This window comes from Oricola sp., assembly GCF_022763245.1.
Lineage (GTDB): Bacteria > Pseudomonadota > Alphaproteobacteria > Rhizobiales > Rhizobiaceae > Oricola.
In genome coordinates this window covers 127,827-149,755 of the sequence record NZ_JALEGV010000032.1, presented here as the reverse complement: position 1 = coordinate 149,755, position 21,929 = coordinate 127,827, and the positions used below count along the sequence as shown (strand labels likewise).

The 21,929-nt window shown below is 64.4% G+C and carries 21 protein-coding genes; 10 read left to right on the top strand and 11 right to left on the bottom strand.

The features are described 5' to 3' along the window. Window positions 1-24: 24 nt before the first annotated feature. Complete coding sequence (locus MRY80_RS14445; RefSeq protein ID WP_293291729.1) at window positions 25-879, bottom strand: UDP-2,3-diacylglucosamine diphosphatase; 855 nt, start codon at window positions 877-879, stop codon at window positions 25-27. A gap of 186 nt (window positions 880-1,065) precedes the next feature. On the opposite strand from MRY80_RS14445, the gene MRY80_RS14440 reads away from it, so the two are divergent. Beyond that, window positions 1,066-1,875, top strand: coding sequence for a transglutaminase family protein (locus tag MRY80_RS14440; RefSeq protein WP_293291728.1), 810 nt, complete (start codon window positions 1,066-1,068; stop codon window positions 1,873-1,875). Window positions 1,876-1,967: 92 nt separating this feature from the next. Continuing rightward, the gene (locus MRY80_RS14435; protein WP_293291727.1) at window positions 1,968-2,105 is read left to right on the top strand and encodes a hypothetical protein; all 138 of its coding nucleotides are present in this window, start codon (window positions 1,968-1,970) and stop codon (window positions 2,103-2,105) included. Between the two features lie 42 nt (window positions 2,106-2,147). Here MRY80_RS14435 and MRY80_RS14430 read toward each other — a convergent pair whose 3' ends face one another. After that, entirely contained in the window at window positions 2,148-4,703 is a 2,556-nt protein-coding gene (locus tag MRY80_RS14430) for an FAD-dependent oxidoreductase (RefSeq protein ID WP_293291726.1), read from the bottom strand. A gap of 38 nt (window positions 4,704-4,741) precedes the next feature. Next, on the bottom strand, window positions 4,742-6,364 hold the full coding sequence (locus tag MRY80_RS14425; RefSeq protein WP_293291725.1) for a trimethylamine methyltransferase family protein: 1,623 nt from the start codon (window positions 6,362-6,364) through the stop codon (window positions 4,742-4,744). A 426-nt stretch (window positions 6,365-6,790) separates the two neighbouring features. On the opposite strand from MRY80_RS14425, the gene MRY80_RS14420 reads away from it, so the two are divergent. Further along, a complete protein-coding gene (locus tag MRY80_RS14420; protein ID WP_293291724.1) occupies window positions 6,791-7,357 on the top strand; it encodes a hypothetical protein in 567 nt (188 codons plus the stop codon). 6 nt (window positions 7,358-7,363) lie between these two features. Here MRY80_RS14420 and MRY80_RS14415 read toward each other — a convergent pair whose 3' ends face one another. Together MRY80_RS14415 and eutB are read right to left on the bottom strand one after the other, a co-directional pair. Next, a complete protein-coding gene (locus MRY80_RS14415; protein WP_293291723.1) occupies window positions 7,364-8,356 on the bottom strand; it encodes a cyclodeaminase in 993 nt (330 codons plus the stop codon). Then, entirely contained in the window at window positions 8,346-9,353 is a 1,008-nt protein-coding gene (eutB, locus tag MRY80_RS14410; protein ID WP_293291952.1) for a hydroxyectoine utilization dehydratase EutB, read from the bottom strand. Before eutB ends, MRY80_RS14415 begins: the two co-directional genes overlap by 11 nt. A 107-nt stretch (window positions 9,354-9,460) precedes the next feature. Between eutB and MRY80_RS14405 the strand changes: the two genes are divergently transcribed. Then, window positions 9,461-10,087, top strand: a complete 627-nt coding sequence (locus MRY80_RS14405; RefSeq protein ID WP_293291722.1) for a LysE family translocator — start codon at window positions 9,461-9,463, stop codon at window positions 10,085-10,087. 8 nt (window positions 10,088-10,095) lie between these two features. On the opposite strand, the gene MRY80_RS14400 is transcribed toward MRY80_RS14405, so the two are convergent. The 5 genes from MRY80_RS14400 to MRY80_RS14380 form a co-directional block, all read right to left on the bottom strand. Beyond that, window positions 10,096-10,566: a glyoxalase superfamily protein gene (locus tag MRY80_RS14400; RefSeq protein ID WP_293291721.1), complete on the bottom strand. Its 471-nt coding sequence runs from the start codon at window positions 10,564-10,566 to the stop codon at window positions 10,096-10,098. 229 nt (window positions 10,567-10,795) lie between these two features. After that, a complete protein-coding gene (locus tag MRY80_RS14395; RefSeq protein ID WP_346433402.1) occupies window positions 10,796-12,607 on the bottom strand; it encodes a VWA domain-containing protein in 1,812 nt (603 codons plus the stop codon). 185 nt (window positions 12,608-12,792) lie between these two features. Next, the gene (locus tag MRY80_RS14390; protein WP_293291719.1) at window positions 12,793-13,365 is read right to left on the bottom strand and encodes an RNA polymerase sigma factor; all 573 of its coding nucleotides are present in this window, start codon (window positions 13,363-13,365) and stop codon (window positions 12,793-12,795) included. Between the two features lie 78 nt (window positions 13,366-13,443). Then, complete coding sequence (locus MRY80_RS14385; RefSeq protein WP_293291718.1) at window positions 13,444-14,133, bottom strand: hypothetical protein; 690 nt, start codon at window positions 14,131-14,133, stop codon at window positions 13,444-13,446. Window positions 14,134-14,213: 80 nt separating this feature from the next. Further along, window positions 14,214-15,800 (bottom strand): trimethylamine methyltransferase family protein, encoded by a 1,587-nt coding sequence (locus MRY80_RS14380; protein WP_293291951.1) that lies wholly within the window; start codon window positions 15,798-15,800, stop codon window positions 14,214-14,216. A gap of 302 nt (window positions 15,801-16,102) precedes the next feature. Here MRY80_RS14380 and MRY80_RS14375 point away from each other — a divergent pair, with 302 nt between their 5' ends. After that, on the top strand, window positions 16,103-16,801 hold the full coding sequence (locus tag MRY80_RS14375) for a B12-binding domain-containing protein (protein WP_293291717.1): 699 nt from the start codon (window positions 16,103-16,105) through the stop codon (window positions 16,799-16,801). 62 nt (window positions 16,802-16,863) lie between these two features. On the opposite strand, the gene MRY80_RS14370 is transcribed toward MRY80_RS14375, so the two are convergent. Then, entirely contained in the window at window positions 16,864-18,042 is a 1,179-nt protein-coding gene (locus MRY80_RS14370; protein ID WP_293291716.1) for a glycosyltransferase family 2 protein, read from the bottom strand. A gap of 147 nt (window positions 18,043-18,189) precedes the next feature. Between MRY80_RS14370 and MRY80_RS14365 the strand changes: the two genes are divergently transcribed. From MRY80_RS14365 to MRY80_RS14345, 5 genes are all read left to right on the top strand, one after another. After that, a complete protein-coding gene (locus MRY80_RS14365) occupies window positions 18,190-18,786 on the top strand; it encodes a DUF1638 domain-containing protein (protein WP_293291950.1) in 597 nt (198 codons plus the stop codon). A gap of 67 nt (window positions 18,787-18,853) precedes the next feature. Then, a complete protein-coding gene (locus MRY80_RS14360; RefSeq protein WP_293291715.1) occupies window positions 18,854-19,504 on the top strand; it encodes an exopolysaccharide biosynthesis protein in 651 nt (216 codons plus the stop codon). 106 nt (window positions 19,505-19,610) lie between these two features. Further along, on the top strand, window positions 19,611-19,919 hold the full coding sequence (locus MRY80_RS14355; protein WP_293291714.1) for a virulence factor: 309 nt from the start codon (window positions 19,611-19,613) through the stop codon (window positions 19,917-19,919). Then, the gene (locus MRY80_RS14350) at window positions 19,916-20,818 is read left to right on the top strand and encodes a methylenetetrahydrofolate reductase (protein WP_293291713.1); all 903 of its coding nucleotides are present in this window, start codon (window positions 19,916-19,918) and stop codon (window positions 20,816-20,818) included. The genes MRY80_RS14355 and MRY80_RS14350 overlap by 4 nt, the downstream gene beginning before the upstream one ends. Window positions 20,819-20,828: 10 nt before the next feature. Further along, window positions 20,829-21,917 (top strand): methyltetrahydrofolate cobalamin methyltransferase, encoded by a 1,089-nt coding sequence (locus MRY80_RS14345; RefSeq protein WP_293291712.1) that lies wholly within the window; start codon window positions 20,829-20,831, stop codon window positions 21,915-21,917. Window positions 21,918-21,929 lie beyond the last annotated feature (12 nt).

Sequence of the window (21,929 nt, the reverse complement as noted above, 5' to 3'; positions counted from 1 at the left end):
CCTGGTCTTTCCCGAATGCGCGGCTCAGGCCGCCGATTTCTGCGGCTTGCCCGCGGCGTGGATGGCCGTGTCGGGCGCCAGTGTCGGGACCCTCGGCCGCCCGCGCTCGCGCACGATGGCCGACCAGTCGACAAGGCGAAGCGTGCCGTCATGGTCTTCCGTGATGGCGGTGCAGCTCTCCACCCAATCGCCGGTGTTGACATAGCGAATGCCGTTCAGGTCCATCAACGCAGCATGGTGGATATGGCCACAGACCACGCCGTCGACGCCGCTCTTCCTGGCCTCGGCCGAGAGGATCGTCTCATAGGCGCCGATGAAGTTGACCGCCTGCTTGACGCGCAGCTTCGCCCACTTGGAAAGCGACCAGTACTGCCCGCCCCAAAGCCGGCGCAGCCCGTTGAACCAGAAGTTCAGGCCAAGCGCGCAGGCGTAAGCCCAGTCGCCGACATGGGCGAGCCACTTGGCGTTGACGACCACCATGTCGAACTGATCGCCATGGATGACGAGCAGGCGCTTGCCGTCGGCGGTCGTGTGAATGTCACGGTCCCGCACCTCGATGCCGCCGAAATGCGTACCGAGATAATGGCGCATGATCTCGTCGTGATTGCCGGGAATGTAGATGATCTCCGCGCCCTTGCGCGCCTTGCGCAGGAGCTTCTGGACGACGTCGTTATGGCTCTGCGGCCAGTACCAGCCGCGCTTCAAGCGCCAGCCGTCGAAGATGTCGCCAACCAGATAGATGCGCTCGGCATCGTATTCCCGCAGGAAATCAAGCAGCATGTCGGCACGACAACCGCGCGTGCCGAGATGGATGTCGGAGAGGAAAAGCGTACGGTACCGCTGGCCGTCGCTGTCATGATCTGCGTCACTCGTCTGCATGACAGCCCAAGACCAGAGTCGCGTGACAGGCATATGACGACCGGTCGACAGAGCCGTTGCAGAGAGGCCGCTGATGCTTGGCGCGGTATCGCGCTCAGGCGCTCCGAAATACTTTTTCATTCCCCCTGTGACCGCGGCGCACAATCGGTCTACGGTCTGGAGCAAACGGAGAACCAGCGACCCGACATGTTCATACGCTTCGGTTACGACATCACCGTTCATTGCGAGCAGCCCACGCCGATGGTCTGCCTGATGGAAATCCATCCCGACCGCTACGGCGACCTGAGGGCGCCGGAGGAGATTGTCACAACGCCCGCGGTGCCGACCCGCACCTATGTCGACTTGTTCGGCAATGTCTGCCGGCGCTTTACCGCTCCGGCCGGCGATTTCTCGATCTGGGCCGACGGCGTGGTCCGCGATCCGGGCATGGCCGATCCCGTCTTTCCGGGCGCCGCCGAGGTTCCGATCCCCGACCTCCCCGACGAATGCCTCACCTATCTCCTCGGCAGCCGCTATTGCGAGACCGACCAGTTGAGCCAGATCGCCTGGGACAGGTTCGAACACGTCGCGCCCGGCTGGGACCGCGTTCAGGCGATCTGCGATTTCGTGCACGGCCATCTCGAGTTCGACTACATGAAGGCCCGCGCCACGCGCACAGCGCTCGAGGCTTACCAGGAACGGGTGGGTGTCTGCCGCGACTTCGCGCATCTGGCGATCGCTCTCTGCCGCTGCATGAACATCCCTGCCCGCTACGTGAACGGCCATCTGGGCGATATCGGCGTTCCGATCCTCGATCCGATGGATTTCTCGGCCTGGATGGAGGTCTTCATCGGCAGCCAATGGGTCACCTTCGACCCGCGCAACAACCAGCGAAGGATCGGCCGTATCGTCGTCGCACGCGGTCGCGACGCCGCCGACGTTCCGCTGATCAACTCCTTCGGCCCGCATGTACTGAAGTCGTTCAAGGTGTGGACCTACGACGCGACCGACGAGTAGGCGAAGGCCCGACGCGAATAAGCCACAATCGCGGCGCGATCTCGATTTCGGCAACGATTTCCGTTGCCTATCGCGCCCCGAAAGGACCGGCCATGGCCAAGGGTCAGAAACGCAGCAACAAGGAAATTCGCAAACCCAAACAGGACAAACGCGTCAAGGCGGCGGAAACCGCTGCCGGCATGCCGCCGATGACCGCCGGCAAGGCAGGCGGAACGCCGAAGAAGAAGTAGACGGCGAACGGCGCTTCGACTGGACCGTCCCACCGGCGCGTCTTACCCCCGCATCCGCTCGCCGGTCGGATCGAAAGGCGGCTCCACTGCGATCCGCGCCGGACAGCGCACGCCGAGAATTTCGACCTCGAACAGCCCTTCCTCGGCCCGCTCCGCCAGCGCCGCCGGCACGTAGCCCTGCGCCATCGACAGGCCGACGCCATGGGCGTAACCGCCGGAGGTGATCCAGCCGACGACGCGCCAGTCGCCATCGACGATCTGCCGGATGCCCGGATGCTCGAAATCCTTGCCGTCGGCGTCGAAGCGCTTCGGCCCGGCGCCATGCGGCGTCTCGATGGTGCCGTAATCCGTCTCGCCGACCTTCGCCCAAACCGGCTCGTCATGCATCACATCCGCCGTACCGGCATCGATGACGAAGGAGACGCGCCGTCGCTTCGGACCGTCGGCCTGCTCGCGCGCCGCCGCCTCGCGGCCGATGAAATCGTTCTTCGACAGTTTGACGAAGCGATCCATCGCGCCCTCGAAAGGCCCGTAGATCGGCCGCAACTCGTGCCCCCAGGTCGGGAAATTCTTCTCAAGCCGCATCGACAGAAGCGCCCGCATCCCGAAATCGCGGATGCCGAACTCTTCGCCGGCCGCCTTGATCTCCAGATAGACCTTGCGCGTGAAAGCCGGCTCCATCCAGATCTCGTAGCCGAGATCGCCGGTATAGGAGATGCGGTTGACCATACAGGGCGCCGCGCCGACCGTCATCTCGCGGAAGTCCATGAAGCGGAACGCCTCGTTCGAGACTTCCTCGTCGACGAGTTTCTCCAGCACCTTTCGGGCCAGCGGCCCGGCGATCGACAGGCCCTGCAGGTTCATCCCCAGACGACGGACGTCGACCGAGCCGTCCTCCGGCAAGTGCCGTTCGAACCAGCGCATGTGATAAACCTGTGCCGCCGACGAGCCCCATATCATGAACCGGTCGTCGGAGGCCTTGGCGATGGTGAAGTCGCCGATCAGCTTGCCGAACTCGTTCAGCATCGGCGTCAGCACGATGCGTCCCGTCTTCGGCATGGTGTTGGTCATCAGCGTGTTGAGGAACGCCTCCGCGCCCGAGCCGCTCACCTCGTATTTGGCGAAATTGGAGATCTCTGTGACCCCGACGCCCTCGCGCACGGCCTTCACTTCCGCGCCTACATGTTTGAAATCATTGGAGCGATGGAAGGAGATGACGTCATGCGCCTCGTCCTTCGACGGCGCGTACCACAGCGGCGTCTCCAGCGCCCAGCTGTCGCCCATCACCGCGTTGTTCTCGTTGACCTGGATGTCGTAGATCGGCGTCGTCTGGTGCGGCCGCGCGGCCGGCAGTTCCTCGTTCGGATAGCGGATGCGGAAGCGCCGCGAGTAATTCTCGCGCACCTTGGCGTTGGTGTAGCGCAGCGTCGCCCACTCGCCGTAGCGCGCCACGTCCATGCCCCAGATGTCGGCGCCCGGATCGCCCGTCGTCATCCAGTTGGCGAGCGTCAGCCCGACGCCGCCGCCCTGCGAAAAGCCGGCCATCACGGCGCATGCCGACCAGAAATTCGTCAGCCCCTGCACCGGCCCCACCAGCGGATTTCCGTCCGGCGCGAAGGTGAAGGGCCCGTTGATGATCTGCTTAATCCCGGCACGCTCATAGGGCGGGAAATGCTTGAACCCGATCTCCAGCGACGGCGCGATACGCTCGATATCCGGCTGCAGCAGTTCATGGCCGAAATCCCATGGCGTCTCGACCGGCGACCATGGAACGCAAGCCTGCTCGTAGGTGCCGAGCAGCATGCCCTGGCGCTCCTGGCGCGTGTAGATCTCGCCGCGGAAATCCATCGCGTGGATCAGTTCGCGCCCATAGGTCTCGTTGAATTCGATGACCTCCGGCATGTCCTCGGTCAGAAGATACATGTGCTCCATGGCGAGCAGCGGCAGTTCGAGCCCGACCATGCGCCCGACTTCGCGCGCCCAGAGCCCGCCGGCATTGACCACATGCTCGCAGCGCACAGTCCCCTGCTCGGTGACGACGTTCCAGATGCCGTCGGGATCCTGCGTCAGGTCCTTTACCGGATTGCGCAGCACGATGTTCGCGCCGAGCACGCGCGCCGCCTTGGCATAGGCATGCGTGGTACCGGACGGGTCCAGATGGCCCTCCACCGGGTCCCACAGCGCGCCGACGAAATTCGTCTCATCCATGAGCGGGAACATGGCCTTGGCTTCCGACGGCGTGATCAGTTCCGTCTGCATGCCGAGATGGCGGCCCTTGGCATGCAGCGACCGCAGGAAATCCATGCGCTCGGGGCTTTCCGCCAGCATCACGCCGCCGGTGAGATGCAACCCGCAGGGCTGGCCGGAAATCTCCTCCAGCTCCTTGTAAAGCCCGACGGTGTAGGCCTGCAGCTTGGCGACGTTCGGATCGCCGTTCAGCGTGTGAAACCCGCCTGCGGCATGCCAGGACGAGCCGGACGTCAGTTCCGAGCGCTCGATCAGCATGATGTCGGTCCAGCCGGCCTTGGCGAGGTGGTAGAGCACCGAGCAGCCGACGACCCCGCCCCCGATGACGACAACCCGTGTATGTTCCTTCATGTCACTCCCCTGGCGTTCCGGCAGTCATTGATCGCAGATTAGAAATCGGTCGGCGCGCCGCCTTCGCGTTTGCGCCGTTCGACGAACTCGGCAAGTTCCTCGCGGATGGCCGCATCCATCGGCGGCGCTTCGTATTCGGCGAGGATCGCCTTGCAGGCCCTGTTCGCCCGCTCGACGGTCGTGATCGCGCCGTGCTCCTCCCAGTTCTCGTAATTCGACCAGTCGGAGAGGAACGGCGCGTAGAAAGCGGTCTCGTAGCGATCCTGCGTATGCTGAACGCCGAAGAAATGCCCGCCCGGCCCGACCTCGCGGATCGCCTCGACGGCGACATCCTCAGGCCCGGTCGGCAACGGACGGAAATAGGCGATGAACTGCTGCAGCACTTCACAGTCCATGACGAACTTCTCGAACGAGGCGCACAGCCCGCCTTCGAGCCATCCGGCGGCGTGATAGACCATGTTGGTGCCCGAGGAGACCGCCGCCCACATCGACATCATCGATTCCCAGGTCGCCTGGTTGTCCGGCGTGTTGGCCGCACAGGCGTTGGAGGAGCGCAGCGGCAGGCGATAGAACCGGGCCATCTGGCCGGTGATCTGGGTGGCGCGCACATAGTCCGGCGTACCGAAGGCCGGCGCGCCGGTCTTCATGTCGACATTGGAAGTGAAGGTGCCGATCCCGACGCCCACGCCAGGACGGATGAGTTGCAGAAGCACGATCGCCCCCAGCGCCTCGGCGATGGACTGCGTTACCGCACCCACCATTGTCACGGGCGCCATCGCGCCCGCCAGCGTGAAGGGCGTCACGATGGTCGGCTGGCCGCGCCGTGCCAGCCGCATCGCGCCGTCCAGCATCGGCCAGTCGTGCTTGAGCGGCGAGGTCGAGTTGATGTTGGTGTACATGCGCGGCGTGGCGTCGAACTCGTCATGTGTGAGGCCACCGGCGATGCGCACCATCTCCATCACGTCCTCGACCCGTTCCGGCCCGAGCGAATAGGCGTGCACCACCTTGTCGGTCAGCGTCAGCATGTCGAACAGGCAGTCGAGATGGCGCACCGACGGGTGGATGTCGAGCGGCTCGACGGGGTAGCCGCCGGCGAAATGGATGCAGTTGAAGTACTGCGTCAGCCGCATGAAATCCTGGAAATCGGCCCGGGTGCCGGTGCGCCGCCCGCGCTCGATGTCGGAGCAGTTGGGCGGCGAGGAAATGTTGCCGAACACCATGTGCCGGCCGCCGATGGTGATCTTGCGCTCCGGATTGCGCGGCGTCAGCGTGAATTCGCGCGGCGCCCTGGCCAGCACCTCCATGACGAGATCGCGGCCCATGCGCACATTCTCGCCATGCACGATGCAGCCGGCGTCTCGCAGGATCGCGATCGCTTCGTCGTTCAGGAACTCGATGCCGATCTCCTCCAGCACCCGCATCGCGCCGTCGTGAATGGCGTCGACGCCTTCCGGCGGCAGCGGTTCGGTCGGATGGTCGGTGTTGACGACGTCGGCCCAGGGCATCTGGCGGATCGCCGCACCGCCGCGGCGCTGGTTGCCCGCCCGGCCCGCGCGACGGCGCAGCCTCGCCGGAGCATCCTGCGGAACCGCCTCGGCGACGGCTTCGGACACCAGCACGTCGCTCGGCGTTTCGGGCTTGAGCGGATCCTCGGCTTGCATGCGGTCCTCCGGAGGCTACGAGGCCGCCATATGAGACCGCTTTTGGCAAGCGCGACACCCTCGTTTGCGACCCATCCGCAAAACGATGCGACATCCGATGTCGCTTCCATCAACTGCCCTTGCGTCACTGAGGTCCCTTGATTCGCAAGAAAAGCCGGGCTCAATCGCAACATCGACCCTTACGAAGGGGAAGAACGGGGCCTCTACTGTGCCAAAATCCGATAATGGAAAAATATTCCGCGGTGGGTTTGCTGAATTGACGTTTCCAACCGCCGACGGAATTTGCTAGCACGAGAGCGGATTTCAGGTGGGGCATTCGGCCGCATGCGGCTTTGGGAAGGGTAAATGGCAGCTGATTCGGGGCGACGGATCGAACTGACCGCTGGATATGTGTTTATCTTGTCCTGCGCGGAAGCACCGGGCAGCGTGAAAATCGGCACCACCGGACGCGAAGTTGGCCGCTATCGGTACGAACCTTTCGGCACCACCGAACCGATTCCCTGCCGGGTGGAATTCTCCGTCCATGTGCCCGACCGGCACGAGGTGGAGAAGAACCTGGTCATGAAACTCGCCGGGTCGCGATTCGCTCAGGACAAGAGCCGCTTCGCGGTCAACGCCGACGACGCGATCTCCCTTCTCATCCAGCTTGTCGGCTACGACTACACCAACGCCCAGATCACGGGCGTTATCTTCCGCAAGCAGGTCGAGATGCTGAAGAAGATGGAGAGCGATTTTCGCAATCGCCACAAGAGCTTCACGATCATGAATGGCGAACTCGGCGACTTGCAGAAACAGGTTCGCGGCTATCAGCGCGAGATCGGCGACAAGAACGCCGCGATGGAGCGCCAGGATTCGCAGTTGCACGGGCTGAACCGCCAGATCGACGAACTGGAGCGCAAGGCGCGCCTGACGCGCCTCTTCGCCTTTGTGGCGCTCGGCGCGGCGATCGTGGCGGGAGGCTATGCCCTCGTCACCGCCGGCCTGCCCTTCTGACCAAAATCACGTCTCGACACGCATGCCCGCCTGCGCCGCGCGCAGTGCCGCCAGCGCATGGGTGGCGATCGCCGTGTCCTGCGCGCCGGTCCCGGTCAGGTCGCAGATCGTGATCGCGTCGGGCGACGGCCGGCCCACGCACTTGCCGGATACGACATCGCCCAGTTCCACGGGCGCGCCACCGCGCCAAAGACCGCTCGCGATCGCGGCACGCAACTCGCCCAGCGCCTCGCACTGGCTGGCGCGATCGGCGACGTAGAGGTCAGCGGCGACGAGCGCCTGCGGCTCGATCTCGTTCTTGCCGGCCTGATCGGATCCCATCGCCGTGACATGCAGGCCGGAGTGCAGCCATTCGGCCTTCAGCACAGGCTCGCGCGCCGGTGTCGTAGTGACGACAAGCTGACTCTCGGCGACAAGCCGGGCGGGGTCGGAAACCGCTTCGGCCTGTACGGGAATCTCCGCGGCAATGTCGGCAGCGCAGGCCTTCGCCTTCTCGGAGTCGCGCCCCCAGACGAGGACGCGCGAAAACGGCCGCTCCAGATGCGCGGCGATGATCTGCAAGCGAGCCTGAACACCCGTGCCGATCACGCCGGCCGTCGTGACCGCCCCCGGCGCCATGTGCCGCGCCGCCACCGCGCCGGCCGCAGCCGTCCGCACATCGGTCAGGTAGCCATTGTCGAGAAACAGCGCCTCGACGAGGCCTGTCTTTGCCGAGAACAGCATCATCAGCCCGTTGAGGCTCGGCAGGCCGAGCTTCGGATTGTCGAAGAAGCCGGGACTCACCTTGATCGCGAACCCGTCGAAGCCCGGAAGATAGGCCGTCTTCACATCGACCTCGCCATTGGCCGCCGGGATTTCCATGGAGAGGATTGGCGGCATGACGACCTCGCCGGTGGCCAGTGCCGCAAAGGCCCGCTCGACGACGCCGACGACGGCCGCGTCAAGCTTGATCGCCGCGCGCAATTCGCTCTCCGTTGCGATCAGCACCTCATGCGCCATAGCGCTTCCCCTTCACGATTGTGTCTCCCAATCGGACGTCTCCGCCCGTCATGATCGTCGTGAAGACGCCCATGTCGCAATTGCGCCCGGTGACGATCATGGCAACCGGCCCCTTCGGCGCCGAGATCCGCCCGGTCATCAGCGCAGCGATCCCGACGACGGAGCCGCCTTCGGCGACGATCCTGTCCTCGAAATAGAGGGCCTGCATGGCGGCATAGATCTCCTCCTCGGTCACCAGAACGGTGTCGTCGAGGTAGTCGCGGCACAGAGCGTAGGAGTGGCGGTTGTCCATCCCGATCCCGCCGCCCAGCGAATCGGCGAGGCTCGCGACTTCGGTCACCTCCACCGGCCCGCCCGCCGCCAGCGATTCATGCATCGCCGCGCCCCGATCCATGGAAACACCGATCACCGAGATGTCCGGCTTGATCGTCTTGGCGGCAAGCGCGATGCCGCCGGCAAGCCCGCCGCCGGACAGAGGCACGAGAATGGTCTGAATGTCCGGCCGCTCGGCCAGCAGTTCCAGCCCGATCGTCCCCTGCCCTGCGATCACGAAAGGATCGTCGAATGGCGAGATTTCCACCAGCCCGTCCGATTCGCACAGGCGCAGGCTTTCAGCCTGGGCGTCGTCCTGGCTGGCGCCCGCGATTTGCACGTCCGCGCCAAGCGCCCTGATGCCGTCCACCTTGGCCTTCGGAACCATCGACGACATGCACACCACCGCCCGCAACCCGGCCCGCTTGGCGGCGAAGGCGACGCCGCGCCCGTGATTGCCGGTCGAGCAGCAACTGACGCCCGCCGCCCCTTCGGGCAGGTTCGCGACAGCATTCATCGCGCCACGCAGCTTGAACGCGCCGATCGGCTGCGTGTTTTCCAGCTTCAGCAGCACTTCCGCACCCGCAAGACCGGAAAGAAAGGGCGACGGCACGAGCGGCGTGTCGGCCGCGACACCCGCGATGGTGTTTCGCGCGGCGAATATGTCGGCAAGTGCAAGGCTCATGCCCCAGAGGCGCATGTCCGCCACGGACAAGTCAATGCTTCGCACGCGATCTTCCTCTCGCCAGTGACGAAATTCAGGCGTAGAGAGTCCGTCCGGAGGTATAAGGCATGACCGATCACGCCCTTTCCGTTTTGCTGACAGCCTGGCTGTTGCTTGTCGTGGCTATCGCCGCCCCCGGACCGAACCTGGTGGCCACCGCTTCCACCGCACTTGGCAATGGCCGTCGCGCGGGGCTTTACGTAGTCGCTGGGATCGCAACCGGAAGCTTCCTGTGGTCGCTCGCCTCCGCGTTCAGCGTCGCCGCGGTCTTCACCGTCTTCCCACCCGCATTTATCGCATTGAAGCTGGCTGGCGGGGCCTATCTGGTGTTCCTCGGTCTTCGCTCCCTGATCGCGGCATGGCGGAACACGCCGGGGGCGATCCGCCCCGACAGCCGACCGCTATCTCCCTGGGCGGGCTACCTGCGCGGTCTGGGCGTATGCCTGCTGAACCCCAAATCGGCGCTGTTCTGGGCGTCCATTTCAACCTTTGTCGTTTCGTCCGGGGCTTCGACTGCGGCCATTCTCGCGTTCTGCGTCGCGGCCAGCCTGTCTTCCTTCACGATCTACGGCAGCTATGCCACGCTGTTTTCGTCGCGCATGGCGCAAGCCGTCTATCGACGCGCCACGCGCTGGTTCGAGGCGGCGTTCGGCGCCTTTTTCTGCTTGGTTGGCGCGCGCCTCGTCACCGCCTGAAACCTGGTTCAGGAGACGGCCGAGTGCACCGGCCAGAGAACGAGATGCGGCTCGCCGTCGCTGGTCCGGTTCGGTGAGACGCCCCGGTCGTCAACGGTTGCGTTCACCCGCTGGCGAAAAGCCGAGAAACTCTCGAAACTGACAACATCGACAGCCTCGTCGAAATGCAGCGTCACCCGGTAATGGCTGCCGCCGCTCAATTCCTGAACCGCGAGCACCCGGCCGGTGAAGGGCTGCTTCAGATAGGTGCCGCTGACCGTATCGCCCAACTGGATGCGAAACGGGGGTTCGTTGGAAAGCCGCGCGACAGCCGTATTCCAGTCACGGAAGCCGAGTTCGGCGGCGACGCGTTCGAGCGCCTGCGAATGGGAAATGGCGATGCCGCGCGACGACAGGTCCCTGCGCAGAACACGCGCGCGCTGCTTGGCTTCGGCCGGGGTTCGCGGACGCTCGTCGGCGTCGGAAGCGATGATGGGCATGATGACAACTCCGTCTTCATCATGCGGTCGAAAATTGCGGGAGCTCACATTGCCGCGCGACCGCGTATGAAACGGGTCTGCTCGAAAACCGGCCTGCGCCGGGAGGCTTCACCATCGGAAAACCGGTGAGCGGCGGGCGCCTCATGCCCTCGCCGCGCATTACAACGACACCATCGCTCAGTCAACGAGAATGCGCCCGGCGCGGGAGACTTCGCCGGGCGCCGTCGGGTCAGCGGTCAAGCACATCCGCCAGTCCGACAAGCCGCAGGAACTCGCTGCGGTAACCGAAGGGGTCCTCGCCCCGCGCGCCGGCAGCCAGCTCGCGGATCGCATCCCAGGAGTAATCCGCCACCGCGTCGGTCTCGCGCAGCTTCTGCCCGAAGGCGGCCACCGCGATCGAGAACCGCGCATCGGTGCTGAGGCCGGCGATGGACCCGCGGTCGAGCTCCGGCCCGATCGGCGTGGTCATCAGGTGGCTGTCCGTCTCGTCCGGCAGCTTGTAGCGCAGCTTCAGGAAGGCGTATTCGTCCGAGCCGCCATCCGTTGCCGTCTCCTGCGCTTCGCCATAGCGCAGCGGATCGTTCATCACCGCCGGGCTGCCGACAGGCGTGATCTCGTAGATCGCGGTCACAGAATGACCCGACCCGATATCGCCGGCATCGACGCGGTCGTTGTTGAAATCCTCGTTCCTGAGCGCCCGGGTTTCGTAGCCGATCAGCCGGTATTCGGCGACGGTCGCCGGGTTGAACTCGACCTGGATCTTCACGTCCTTGGCGATCGGAAACAGCGTCGATCCGGCCTCTTCGACAAGCGTCTTCTGGGCTTCCGCCAGCGTGTCGATATAGGCGGCGGTGCCGTTGCCGTTCTGGGCGAGAACCTGCATGAGCTGGTCGTTGTAGTTGCCCTTGCCGAAACCGAAGACCGACAGGAAGATGCCGTCGTCGCGGCGTTCCTCGATCATCCGCTTGAGTTCGTCGTCCGACGACGCGCCGACATTGAAGTCGCCATCCGTCGCCAGCATGACGCGGTTGACCCCGCCTTCCACCATGCCCTTGCGGGCAAGACGGTAGGCTTCCTCGATTCCGGCCGCACCAGCGGTCGAACCGCCCGGCTCCAGCCCGTCGATCGCTTCGAGAATCGTCTCGCGCTCCGTCGCCTTCGTCGGCTCCAGCACCGTGCCAGCATTGCCCGCATAAGTGACGATGGAGATCGTGTCGCGCTCGTCCAGCCTGTCGAGCAACAGCCGGAACGCGTTCTTCAGAAGCGGCAGCTTGTCCGGCTGATCCATCGAGCCCGACACGTCGATCAGGAAGACGAGATTGGCCGCCGGTCGCGTCTCCGGCTCCACGTCGAAGCCCTGGATGCCGATATGCACGAGCTTGGTGTCGGCGTTCCACGGCGTCGGCGCGACCGCGACATTGACCCCGAACGGCGTCTCGCGCGTTGCCGGCAGCGGATAGGCATAGGAGAAATAGTTGATCAGTTCCTCGACGCGCACGCTGTCCGGATCGGGCAGCCGCCCCTCCATCAATGCACGCCGCATCAGCGCATAGGACGCCGTGTCGACATCGATCGAGAAGGTCGAAACCGGGTCCTGCAGGACCGAACGAATGCCGTTGGTCTCGAATGCCTCCACACGATCGCGGACAAGCCGCTCCACGCTCGGCGACAGCCGCATCGAACCGTCGCCGACGAGTGCTTGGGGCGCTCCCAGCATCGAAGGCTCGGACCGCAGGCGTTGGGCCGCTCCGGACGGCAGGGGAGCCGGCGGCGCGGCGTAATCGGCAAGCGCCGTCGCCTGGTCGCGCTCTTCGGCTTCACGGACGACGCGCGGCTCCGGCAGGTAACCCTTGGGTGCGGCGATGATATCGTCCGAATTCCGCGTCTCGTCGGACGCGAACTGCATTGGACCAGACCCCATGAGGCCAGGGCGCGCGCCGTCATTCATCACCATAAAGGCCAGATAACCGGCGAGCGGCACCGCGAGTATTCCGGCGATCGCCGTGCCGGACATCAGCCGGCCCTTCGTCAAAGCTGTCATTGTCTTGCTCCATGACCATTGAAGTTTGGCCATGAGACGCACGCCGAAACCCGATCCTTGGGTCGCTGAACATTTTTTTTCATCGTCGAAGACCGCCATCGCTTCGCGCAAGGCAATGTCCCGCTTCCGCGCGTCGGGCTGCGGCGGCGTCATCGTCTTCAGACTGTCGAGATTGAACTCATCGGTCATGACAGTTCGTCCTCGGGTGTTTTCATCAACACCCTCAATTTCTTCTTCGCCTCGTGAATGTGAAACGACACGGTACCCTCGGAGACGCCCATCACGCCTGCCGCCTCGTCATGGCTGAGGCCTTCGCCATGCACCAGCATCACGGCATCGCGCTGGCGTTCGGGAAGGGAGCCGACGGCCGACCACAATCGCATGGCCGGGTCATCACCATCGGCTCCCTCGCCCCCCTGCGCCTCGACCATCGCCTGTACGGCAAAGGCCTCGACGCGCCGACGCTCCGAGGCGAACGCCCGCTGCCTGTCGCGCACCGTGTTCAACACGATGCGGTAGAGCCAGGTCGTAAACGACGCCTCGGCACGCCATCCGGAGATCGTGCGCGCCAGTTTGATGGCAACATCCTGGGCGACGTCGTCGGCATCTGTCGCGTTGCCGCACCATCGCCAGGCGATACGGTGGATCGTGTCGTAGTGACGCTCCATGAGACGCGCGAACGCATGCCGGTCGCCGGCGCTTGCACGCGCCGCCAACTGCTGGTCGCCATCTCCGGCGTGCGCGGCCGAAGCCGCCACCGCATCTCCTTCAATCGCCATCATTGACCTTGTGACGAAGCGTTTCCGTCATTCCTTGGGTCTGCGTCGAAACTTTTTTCAAGTTTCTCGCAAGCTACCCAGCCGCGCCGCCATGTGAAAGGCGATCTTGTCGTCGCCATACCGGTGCTTGCCATGCGGACAGGCCGCCCGCGCGCGGCAACCGATCGTCCCGCAGTCGCCGCCGGACAGGAGAAATCCGGCACAGCCCGCCACGTCGAAGGCCTGCTCGCCAACGGCGCCGACGGGACATGTATTCATGCAGTCTTTGCCGACACATGTGTCGCAGAGATGAATCGGATTGTCAGGCGTCGGCAGCGCCATTTCGACGTCGAACAGCAAGGCCCCGCGCCAGGCGTGCCAAAGCCCGAACTGAGGATGCATGAGGATGCCGAGCGGTGACGGCCGCAGCCCTTCGGCACGCACGGCCCATCGCTGGAACGGCAACCAGGGTTTCTCGAACGGAAACACGGCTCGCGCACCACAGTGCTCGGCGACTGGGTCGAGAACTGCTCTCGACCACGCGTCCAACGGATCGTCAGGTAAAGGACCCTGCGCCGCGGCCCACTTTCGGAAATGCGGCCAACTCGAATCGCCGGCGTCCCCGACGAGCACCACGGCATGTGCCGGTTCCCCGCGCGGCCCGGGAGGCGCCGCCACGCCCTCGTCGAAGGCAAAGCCGCTGCGCAGGATCAGGCCATGCGCGTCGAGCGCCGCCGCGAGTTCCTGCAACGTCGCGCACGGGCTCATGACTTGTCGCCCACGCCCGTGCGCCAGACTTCCCGATGAATGATGTCGGCCACTTTAGCCCGGCCGTCCACGGGCTTCCTTCAGCTGAAGGCGTCGGGCATGGACTCCTTGCGCTGACGCATGAAGCCCTGCAACGCCTCGTCGATGCCCGGATCGAGATCGGGTGCCTGATAGGATTCCAGCCATTGCCGGGCCAGCGCGTTGGCCCGCTGGTCGGCACCCTTGCGGCCCTCCAGATCCCACTGCTCGAAGGAGTTGTTGTCCGCGACAAGCGACCGGTAGAAGGCGTTCTCGAAATTCTCGCGGGTGTGATCGCAGCCGAGATAGTGGCTGCCCGGGCCGACCTCGCGGATCGCGCCCATGGCCTGGCCGTTCTCGCTCATGTCGATACCTTCGGCGAAGCGCTGCTGCATGCCCAGCTGGTCGATGTCGATCATGAACTTCTCGTAGGAGGACACGAGACCGCCCTCCAGCCAGCCGGCGGAGTGAAGCGCGAAATTCGTGCCCGCGAGCAGCGTCATGTTGAGCGTCGCAGCGCTTTCATGCGCCGCCTGCGCGTCGGGCACCTTGGAGCCGCACAACGAACCGCCGGTGCGGAACGGCAGCCCGAGCCTGCGCGCCAACTGCGCCGCGCCATAGGAGACGAGCGACGGCTCCGGCGTACCGAAGGTCGGCGCGCCCGATTGCATCGAGATCGAGGCCGCGAATGTGCCGAACAGAACCGGCGCGCCGGGCCGCACGAGCTGCGTGAAGGAGGCGCCAGCCAACACTTCGGCGAGGATCTGCGTGAGCGTGCCCGCCACCGTCACCGGGCTCATCGCGCCGGACAGGATGAAGGGAGAAACGATGCAGGCCTGGTTGTGCCGCGCATAGACCTTCGCCGCGCCGAGCATGGTGTCGTCGAACACCATCGGCGAATTTGCGTTGATCAGGTTGATGACGACCGTGTTGTTCTCCACGAAATCGTCGCCGAACAGGATATTGCACATCGCCACCGTGTCGGCCGCCCGTTCCGGCGCCGTCACCGACCCCATAAAGGGTTTGTCGGAATAGCGGATGTGGCTGTAGACCATGTCGAGATGGCGCTTGTTGACCGGAATGTCGACCGGCTCGCACACCGTTCCGCCCGAATGGTGCATCGACGGCGCCAGATAGGCCAGCTTCACGAAGTTTCGGAAATCCTCGATCGTCGCATAGCGGCGCTCACCGTCGAGATCGCGAACGAAGGGCGGCCCGTAAACCGGCGCGAACACCGTGGAATTGCCGCCGATCTGAACGTTTCGCTCCGGATTGCGCGCGTGCTGGGTGAAGACCGACGGTGCCGTTTTCAGCAGTTCGCGGCAAAGCCCTTTCGGGAAGTGCACGCGCTGTCCCTTCACGTCCGCGCCGGCGTCGCGCCAGAGTTGCAGCGCCTCTTCGTCGTCGCGAAACTCGATGCCGACCTCTTCGAGCACGGTGTCCGCGTTCCCCTCGATGATCGTCAGCGCTTCCTCGTCGAGCACCTCGTAGACGGGGACGCGGCGGGTGATGTAGGGCATGGCCGGTCCATGCTTGCCGCCGCTGCGTGCCGCGCGTCGCGCAGCCGCCCCGCCCGAAGCCCGGCGTCCTGCCCGCCCGCGCGGCGCCTCCGGTGCGGAAGAATCAGTTTCGGAAGAACCCGTTTCCATAGCGGAATCCGTCATGACATCACCTTGCAAAGCAGCATGCCGGGTGCGCCTTTGCGCCCGGTCAACAGCCTTCGACAATGATCGCGGCCGGGCAAACAGGCCTTTCCATTCGCGTCAGCCTCTGACGCTGCCGCGACAACGCGCCCGGCCCGGACGTCGCGTCATGCGTCGCGGCCTCGGTCGCAAACGTATTTCGCGCCGTCGCATTTGAAGCGCTTTTTTGATGATTTCCCGTCCAAAATCCTGTTACACAATCAGTGGGCACGCATCGCCTTCGGGCGTTTTTTAGGATGATCGAGAACATGTCCGACGATGAAATCATTCTCTCCGAGCTCTCCGACGAAGAACTCGTCCAGCAGATGCATGACGATCTGTATGACGGGCTGAAGGAAGAGATTATCGAGGGAACGCAGATCCTTCTGGACCGCGGCTGGGCGCCTTACGAGGTGCTGACGGAGGCGCTGGTCGAAGGCATGCGCATCGTCGGCGAGGATTTCCGCGACGGCATTCTGTTCGTGCCCGAGGTTCTGCTGTCCGCCAACGCGATGAAGTCGGGCATGGCCATCCTGCGGCCGCTTCTCGTCGAAACCGGCGCTCCGAAGCTCGGCAAGATGGTCATCGGCACGGTCAAGGGCGACATTCACGACATCGGCAAGAACCTCGTCGGCATGATGATGGAAGGCGCCGGTTTCGACGTGGTCGATCTCGGCATCAACAATCCGGTCGAGAACTATCTGGAAGCCATCGAGCGCGAGCAGCCGGACATCATCGGCATGTCGGCCCTCCTGACGACGACCATGCCCTACATGAAGGTCGTGATCGACACGCTCCAGGAAAAGGGCATCCGCGACGATCTCGTCGTCCTGGTCGGCGGCGCGCCGCTGAACGAGGAATTCGGCAAGGCCGTGGGCGCCGACGCCTATTGCCGCGACGCGGCCGTGGCGGTCGAGACTGCCAAGGACTTCATGAAGCGCAAGCACAATTCCAGGGCGACCGCCTGATCATCCGGCGAAGGCTGAAGGCCCGGACGGCAGACGCCCGGGCCGACTGACGATGCGTTCCGTCAGATGTCGCGCCAGGTGACCAACTTGGTCACGGCGTAATTGAAGACCGCGCTCATCAAGGCTCCCGCGAGGCCTGCGACGCTCGCCGACCAGTCCCATTCGAACATGCGCACCGCGATCGACACGTTGGCGAGCGCGCCGATGCCGCAGACGAGATAGAAGGTCGCAAGCCCGGTGATGAGCCGCAGCCCCGTCAGCTTGCGATGCGCGTAGGTGATCTCGTTGTTGAAGGCGAAGTTCGTCGTCATCGCGACGAAGGTGGCCGCGAGCTGCGCCGTCGAGAACGCGATGCCGAACACGCCATTCGCCAGGAACAGCGTCGCCATGTGGACGAACAGTCCGCTGAAGCCGACCAGACCGTAGAGCAGGAACTTCACGGGCAGGAAACCGCCCGTGTAGCGCGAAACCAGCAGGCCGAGGAATTGTACCGTCACCAGGAAGCCGAGTTTGCTCTCGCCCTCGACGCGCTCCCTGAACTGGAACGGCACTTCGCGGATGGTCAGTTCGCTGCCGAACCGGCTGACGATGTCGAACAGGATCTTGAAACCGTCGCGCGAAATCTCCGGTGCGGCGCGGTCCGCCAGTTCGCGCCTCATCATGAAGAAGCCGCTCATCGGGTCGGTCGTGTAGCTGCCGGTAATCCGGTTGGCGAGCGCAGTCGCCAGTTCGCTTCCCTTGGCGCGCGTCTTCTTCTGGAAGCCGGAGGAAGCGTTGCCGCCGTCCACGTAGCGGCTGCCGATGACGAGGTCGGCGCCATTGCGGATTTCGTCCAGCATGACCGGCAGGCGGGTCTCGTCATGCTGCATGTCGGCGTCCATGACCACGACGACCGGCGCATTCGCCGCCATCATGCCCTCGATGCAGGCGCCGGAAAGACCGCGCCGGCCGACACGCCGCACGCAGCGCACATTCGGTTTCTCACGGGCGATGCTCCGCGTCACGCGTGCGGTGCCGTCCGGGCTGTCATCGTCGACGACCAGCACCTCGTAGGGAATGTCCCCCATCGCGTCGGCGATCTTGTCGACGATCAGCGGAATGTTGCCGGCCTCGTTATAGGCCGGCAGGATGATCGAGAGTTCCGGCGCGGCCACGGGCGATACCGGCAATGCGTCGAGCGCTTGCCGTCCTTCGAAAAATGACTGAAATTGCGGAGCATTCATCGGCTTGTCCTGCGACATCGGTGTCGCCTCGTTTTCTCTTTCGGCTCGAACCCGGTGCAAAGCGATGGGCAAGCCCTGTGTCCGCGAGTATCCACATTGGGCGTTGAAAAAGGCTGAACGGGAGTGCAAGCGCCGGAAGACAAGGTCAGGGTGATCGCCTGCGGCATGATTGCGCGGGAAATCCTCGACCTGTGCCGGATGAACGATCTGGGGCACATATCGCTGACCTGCCTGCCGGCGGACTACCACCACCATCCCGAAAAGATCGCGCCGGCCGCCGACGAGGCGATCCGCAAGGCGCGCGCCGAGGGCTACGAGCACATCTTCATCGGCTACGCCGATTGCGGCACCGGCGGCATGCTGGACAAGGTCTGCGAAAAGCACGGTGTCGCCCGCATCGCCGGCCCGCATTGTTTCTCGTTCTACATCGGAAACGACGCGTTCGACGCCGCGGACGGCGACTACATGACAACCTTCTTCGTGACGGACTTCCTGGCGCGTCACTTCGAGACCTTCCTCGTCCGCCCGCTCGGCCTCGACCGCCATCCGGAACTGCGCGACATGTATTTCGGCGCCTATGAGCGCCTGCTGTTTCTCGCCCAGACCGACGATCCCGAACTGACCCGGAAAGCCTCGGAAGCGGCCGATTTCCTCGGACTTGCCTTCGAACGCAAAATGACGGGATATGGCGACCTGGCTTCGGCGCTGCGGGAGGCGGACGATTTGGGGGGAGCGGAGGTGAAACCAAATCGTCGCAAATGACCGCTATGGTCATCAATTTGACGCATCTGCACGCCAAGAGCGCCACACTCGGGGGACTGTGAACAACATGCTGCAGCAGGGTCCGGCAGAATTCGAACCGGTCGAGGAAACGGCAACCTACTGCCATCCGCGACCGCTGTCGCAGGTCCTGAGCGAGCTCGCGGGCGAGGAGCACGGCAAGGTCAGCGTCCGCCGTATTCGCAACGCGCTCGCCGACCGCTCCTTCGCCACCTTTCTCGTCTTCACCGCCGGCCTGAACCTCCTGCCCTTTCCGCCCGGTTCCACCGTGCTGCTCGGCGTGCCGATCGTGTTGGTCGCCTTCCAGATGGTGTTCGGCTACCCGACGGTCTGGCTGCCCCGCTTCTTCCTGAAACGCTCGCTCAGCCAGAAGGCGTTTCACAAGATGACGACCTGGCTGATCCCCTTCCTGATCCGCATGGAAAACTGGGTGCGCCCACGATACTGGCCGTTCCCCAACGCCAAGAGCGCGGAAAAGATCGTCGGCGTGATCGCGCTCATCTATGCGATTGCCGTGGTCATCCCGATTCCCTTCGGCAACTGGCTGCCCGCGCTCGCGGTCTGCATCTGCGGGATCGCGCTGTCGGAGCGCGACGGCGTCTGGCTGGCGATCGGCACGATCGTCGGCGTGGTCGCCATTTGCATCATGGTCGGTGTCGTGCTCGTCGCCCACGCCTTCGCCCATTCCTGGCTGCTCTGAACCCGCGCCGCCGGGCCCTGTCGTTTTTGAATTGCCGCGCGTCGTCCGGTAACAAGCCGGGACTTCCGCCTTGCGGCAATGCTGACACACGACACGGAGAACGACCTTGGCAGACAAGATCATCGTCTACTGGCGCGACATTCCCGCCCAGGTGATCATTCGAAAACGCCGCGACACCGCCAAACGCGAATTGCCGCTGCGCTTCACGGAAGCGATCGACATGTGCGCGATGCGCGTCGGCGCACGCGACAGCGACGCCTATCTGGCGGAGTGGCGCAAGGCGGATGCCGTCAAGGTGAGCGACGAACTGGAAGCTGAAGCCGATGCCGCCATGGCGGAAATCGAAACGGTCTACACGAAGGAGCGGCTCGCCGCTCTCGTGAAAAACGAAGGATACGAGGAGGACGGGCGATGAGCGTGTCAGACATGGACAAGGGCAAAGCCGCGGACCGGATCGCGGCGTCGATCGAGGTTTCGCCGAAACAGGCGGTGGAATCGGCCGATCTTCCGGGCCTGTTTCCCAGGGGCGTGCGCGTCTACATCACCGATGTCGGCACGGATTCCAACGAGACGCTCGTTGCCGCGGCCAAACGCGTGCACGATCTCGGCTACACGCCGGTGCCGCATTTCGCTTCGCGCCGCCTGACGACGAAAGCCGCGCTGGAGAGCCGCATCAAGGCGATGACCGCCGAAGCCGGCGTTCATGACGTGCTGGTCATCGGCGGCGGGCTGGAACGCCAGGCCGGAGACTTCTCGTCCTCCATGGAGGTGCTGGAGACCGGCTTTTTCGACAAATACGGCGTCACCCAGATCGGCGTTGCCGGCCATCCGGAAGGCAGCCCCGATTTCTCCGAGGACGTCGCGATCGAAGCGCTGCGCTTGAAGAAATCCTTCGGCGAACGCACCGGCGCGCAGATCCGCATCGTCACCCAGTTCGGCTTCGACGCCGAGAAGTTCGTGAACTGGGCGGAAGGCCTGCGTGCGAGCGGCATCGACCTGCCGGTTCATCTCGGCGTCGCCGGCCCGGCCAAGATCACGACGCTGATCAAGTATGCCGCCATGTGCGGTGTCGGCAATTCGCTCGATTTCTTCAAGAAGCGCACACGCTCCCTGGCGACGCTCGCAACCAGCCATTCGCCGGAAGGCGTGGTCGGTCCGATAGAGAAACACGCCCTCACCACTCCGGGTTCGGCGATCAAGCAAATTCACGTCTTCCCCTTCGGCGGCATCAAAAAGTCTGCCGAGTGGCTTGAAGAGCGCGGAACATGGGATATAAAGACATCCTTATATCCTTCTATGAACTCTCAGTCCTAGGGATCCATCCATGGCTCGCACCATCGTCGCCTCGGCAACCAGGGAAGTCGTCATCGGCTTCGACCAGCCATTCTGCGTTATCGGCGAACGCATCAATCCGACAGGCCGCAAGGTGCTCAACGAGGAACTGGAGCGCGGCGATTTCTCGCGCGTGCAGGCCGACGCGGTAGCGCAGGTGGAAGCCGGCGCCACCGTGCTCGACATCAATTCGGGCGCTGTGTTCTCCAACAAGATGGGCGAAGATCCGCGCTATGCGGACAACAACTTCGTCGAGCCGATGCTGATGCCGCAGCTGATCGAAACGGTGCAGGCAGTCACGGATTGCCCTCTTTGCATCGATTCCTCGGTGCCGGGGGCGCTGGAGGCCGGGCTTCAGGCCGCCAAGGGCCGTCCGTTGCTGAATTCGGTCACCGGCGAGGAAGAGCGGCTGGAGAAGGTCCTTCCGCTGGTCAAGAAATACGATGTGCCGGTCGTCGCGATCTCCAACGACGACACCGGGATTTCCGAGGACCCCGACGTCCGATTCGCCGTTGCGAAGAAGATCGTCGAGCGCGCTGCCGATTTCGGCATCAAGGCGCATGACATCGTCGTCGATCCGCTGGTGATGCCCATCGGCGCGATGGCCACCGCGGGACACCAGGTCTTCACATTGGTGCGCCGCCTCCGCGAGGAGCTGGGCGTCAACACCACCTGCGGCGCGTCCAACATCTCGTTCGGCCTGCCGAACCGGCACGGCATCAACAACGCCTTCCTGCCAATGGCCTATGCGGCCGGCATGACCAGCGCGATCATGAACCCGGTCGCGCTGCCGGTCGGACCGAAGAAGATCGCCGAGAAAAAGGCCGAAGTCGAAGCGGCGGGCGTATTCCTGCCGCCGGACATGGATGACGAGGCCTTCTGCAAGCTCTTCGGCCTCGGCTCCACCAAGCCTCGGCCCGGCAAGGAGATGGAAGCGATCCGCGCCGCCAACTTCCTGCTCAACCAGGATGCAGGTGGCGCGTCATGGATCGCCTTCAACCGCGATCCCGATGCCGCGCCCGCCGGTGCGCGCGGCCGTCGCGGCGGCGCCGGACGCGAGGCGCGGCGCGCCCGCGCCTGACCCGATGAACGC